Annotated in this window: 3 protein-coding genes; all 3 read right to left on the bottom strand. The window is 57.9% G+C overall.

Annotated features, from left to right (window positions below; translation table 11 throughout):
- Positions 1-387 precede the first annotated feature (387 nt).
- From aroA to B2Y11_RS03155, 3 genes are read right to left on the bottom strand one after another with little or no spacing between them, the layout of a single operon-like run.
- Entirely contained in the window at positions 388-1,662 is a 1,275-nt protein-coding gene (aroA, locus tag B2Y11_RS03145; RefSeq protein ID WP_291056101.1) for a 3-phosphoshikimate 1-carboxyvinyltransferase, read from the bottom strand.
- Between the two features lie 10 nt (positions 1,663-1,672).
- A complete protein-coding gene (gene aroB / locus B2Y11_RS03150; RefSeq protein ID WP_291056103.1) occupies positions 1,673-2,740 on the bottom strand; it encodes a 3-dehydroquinate synthase in 1,068 nt (355 codons plus the stop codon).
- The gene (locus B2Y11_RS03155; protein WP_291056105.1) at positions 2,727-3,587 is read right to left on the bottom strand and encodes a prephenate dehydrogenase; all 861 of its coding nucleotides are present in this window, start codon (positions 3,585-3,587) and stop codon (positions 2,727-2,729) included. Before B2Y11_RS03155 ends, aroB begins: the two co-directional genes overlap by 14 nt.
- Positions 3,588-3,700 lie beyond the last annotated feature (113 nt).

Consider the following 3,700-nt stretch of genomic DNA (forward strand, 5'->3'; position numbering starts at 1 on the left):
TCCACGGGAAAGCGTGTCACACGATTCTCAGGTCGCTTTGCTCCCTTACGAATCGTGTTCCCTTGCCACCCCAGCCGGGGGACAGAATCAATCGCTCTATGCTTTCCTGGAGAGACATGGCCCCATGGCTAAGCATCCATAGTGCCCCCTCGAAGAGGGGGGAAAGGTGGTGGCGCCAGACACCAAAGGGGAAATGCATTTCCTCGAGCGAAGCGAGGCTGGCCTGTTTTCCGACGCCCGCAGGGCGGTTGTATGGTTTTATACAAACTGGCGCCTTCTATAATTTAGAGGCGCCACCACCACCCTTTGAACCCTATGAACCTTTTGAACCCGGGCGCCGCAAGGCGCCTAAACCCCTTTTTCTTTCGGGAATACCGGCAAGCGCCGCTATGCCTCTACTACCTTCCCTCCCACTTTCCGGAAGTCTTCCCAGAAACGGGGGTAGGATTTCTTTACGCTTTCTGCACCTTCTATGGTAAGGGGGCCGGTAAGCCTGGGGGTAATGGATGCCAGGGCCATGGCTATGCGGTGATCGTTCCAGGAGGATACTGTTCCGCCGGAAAGGAAGGGTTTCCCCCGGATGACAAGGCCTTCGGGCTTTTCTTCTATGTCTGCCCCCAGTTTATGGAGTTCCACCGCCATGGCATGGAGGCGGTCGCATTCTTTGAGCCTCACCCTGCCGGCGTGAATGATTTCAGTCACCCCTTCGCTTACGGCGGCCATGGCAGCAAAGGCGGGCACCAGGTCGGGCACGTTTTCCGCGTCCATGGTCATGCCATGAAGGCTGCTCCGGCTGGCGGCAAGTCCCTTTTCCGTCTTTTCCATATGACCGCCCATGTGCTGAAACAGGCTTACAATGGCCTTGTCTCCCTGAAGGGAGGCGTCGGAGAGGCCGGTGAGGGTAATATTTCCGCCGGAAAGGGCGGCGGTAAGCCAGAAGGCAGCCTGGGAGTAGTCTCCTTCCACGGAGAAGGTGCCTTTTTGATAGTGCTGGCCGCCGGGAATGTCATACCTGCCCTCTCCCCTGTCGTAAATGGTAATGCCGTGGCGGGAAAGGGTGTCCACTGTCATATCCACGTAGCTCTTCGATTCCAGCGGTGTGGTGCTCTGCAGGACGGAGTCTTCTTCCGCCAGGGGAAGGGCGAAGAGAAGGCCTGTGAAGAACTGGGAGCTCACATCGCCGGGAAGTTCGTAGAGGCCGCCGGTGAGCTTTCCGGATACCTCCAGCGGAAGGCCTCCCTGGGTATGGTATGAAATCCCCTTTTTGTCAAAGAGGCGGTAGTAGGGGGTAAGGGGCCGCTCTGCCAGACGGCCGTGGCCGGTGTAGACCACATGATTTCCAAAGGACAGGCCCAGGGGAATAAGGAAACGGAGGGTGGAGCCCGATTCGCCGGCGTCCGCCTCTATAAGACCCTCCTGTTTCCGAAGGCCGCCGGAAATAGAAAGGATGAGCCCTCCTTCCCCTTCTTTCTTCTCGATGGACGCGCCCAGCCGGGTCAGAATACGCACGGTGGCCTCAATATCCTGGGACCAGGTGACGCCGGTGACTTCCGACACCCCTTCTGCCAGGGCGGCGGCTATGATTTCCCGATGGGTCATGCTTTTGGACGAGGGCACCCGGAGGGTGCCGGAAAGGGGACGGGGATGGATGGTGAGATTCATGGGGTCCTCCTCACTGGGTGACTACGTACTGAGAAAGGTCGTCGGTGGAAATGGGAAGAAGCTCACAGGCTCCGATTTTCTTCAGCACCACCAGGGTGATTTTCTTTCCCCTTCTCTTCTTGTCATGCATAATCTGGGGAATGAGATCCTCTGCCGGCACGCCGATAGACGTGGGAAGGGAGAGCTTCCGGAGTACCCGGATAAGGCGGCTGGCAGTGCCTTTTTCCGTAAGGTCCATCTTTTCCGTCTGTTCCGTCAGAAGGCTCATGCCAATGGCCACCCCTTCGCCGTGGGTGAAGGTGGAATAGTGGAAATACCGTTCCACCGCGTGGCCGATGGTGTGGCCGAAATTCAAGGTCTGCCGCAGGCCGTTGTCAAATTCATCTTCCTCCACCACCCTTGTTTTCTGCAGTACGCTGTGGAGGATGATTTCTTCCATGTGGCTGTCCAGATCCGCTTCCGTTTCCAAGGATTCAAAGATTTCAAAAAGTTCCCGGTCTCCGATGCAGCCGTACTTCACCGCTTCCGCCAGTCCGTCATGGACGTAGCGGGTGGGAAGAGTCTTCAGCAGGTCCGGGTCGATGAAGACCCCTTTGGGCTGGTAGAAGGCGCCGGCCAGGTTTTTCCCGCTGGGCAGGTCCACTGCCACCTTGCCGCCTACGGAGCTGTCGATCTGGGCCAATATGGTGGTGGGAATCTGGAAGAAGGGAATCCCCCTCATGTAGGTGGCTGCCGCAAAGCCGCCCAAATCGCCGGGTACGCCGCCGGAGAGGGTGACCAGGGCGTCACTCCGGGACATACCAAACTCCGACAGGGCGTCATACACGTCGGAGAGGACTTTCAAATTCTTGCTGGTCTCGCCGGCGGGAATGGCAATGACCCGTACCTCAAAGCCGGCCTCCCTCAGCACCTTCCGTATCCGTTCCCCGTAGAGTGGTTCCACATGGTCATCGGTAATGACGGCGATTTTCTCCGCCTTCGTGAGGGCGCGGATTTTGCCTCCCACCCTGTCCAGAAGGCCCCGCTCGATTTCAATTTCATAGGAATCTTTTCCCAGATTGACTTTAACTGTTGCCACGATCCATCATTTCCCTTCTTCTTCTGCCCGCCTCTTCCAGAAAGGCGGTAATTTCCTCTTCCTTTTCTGCTGCAATGGCGCCCCGGAGCTGCTGCAGCGCTTCGCTGAACCGGTCGATTTCCTCCAGGAGCTTCTCCCGGTTGGCCAGGAAAAGGGAGGTCCAGAGCTTTCCATTAATATCGGCCACCCGGGTCTCGTCCCGGAAGGAGCCGCCGATGAAATACTTCGTCTTTTCCGAGTAGGAGCTGCTGTTCATGAGGGCGGTGGCCACTGCGTGGGTGAGGTCGCTGGTGTAGGCAATGGCCCGGTCATGTTCCTCTGCCGTCACCACCGGCACATGGGCGCAGCCCAGCTCCTCCGCCATGCGCTTCACCAGCTCCAGATGTTCCTTCCTGTTCCAGGGCTCGGGGATGAGCACGTAATTGGCACCGTCGAAAATGGAGCCGTCCGCCTGGGCAAGGCCCGCCCCTTCCCTGCCGCACATGGGATGGCCGGACACGAAATCCATGCCTTCCGGAAGGAGGGCTTTGATTTCTCCTGCAAAGCCATTCTTCACGCCGGCAATGTCGGTGAGCACCGCCTTCTCATGAATGAGGGACAGGTGCTCTTTAATAAAGGAAAGGGTACCCCTTTCCGGCGTGCAGAAAATGACGATTTCCGCCTTCTTCAGATCCTTCGGATCGATGGAGTCCACGATTCCCATGGCCAGGGCCTCCTTGGCCACACTTTCCGTGCGGTTCAGGCCAATCACCGGATGGCCCAGCTCCTTCAGCCTTTTGGCAAAGGAGCCTCCCATGAGGCCAAGGCCGATGACGGCGATGGGAATCTTTCTAAAGTCACTGTTCATAATGGTTTCCTTTATATGTTCTATATCAGGGCCTCACGGCCCGGGTTCATTGAGCACACCTTCGGTGTGAGGGTTGACGGCCCTCCGGGCCGAGGGTTATGGCCGCCTGTCGG

Source organism: Dialister sp. UBA1703 (assembly GCA_002320515.1).
GTDB lineage: Bacteria > Bacillota > Negativicutes > Veillonellales > Dialisteraceae > Dialister.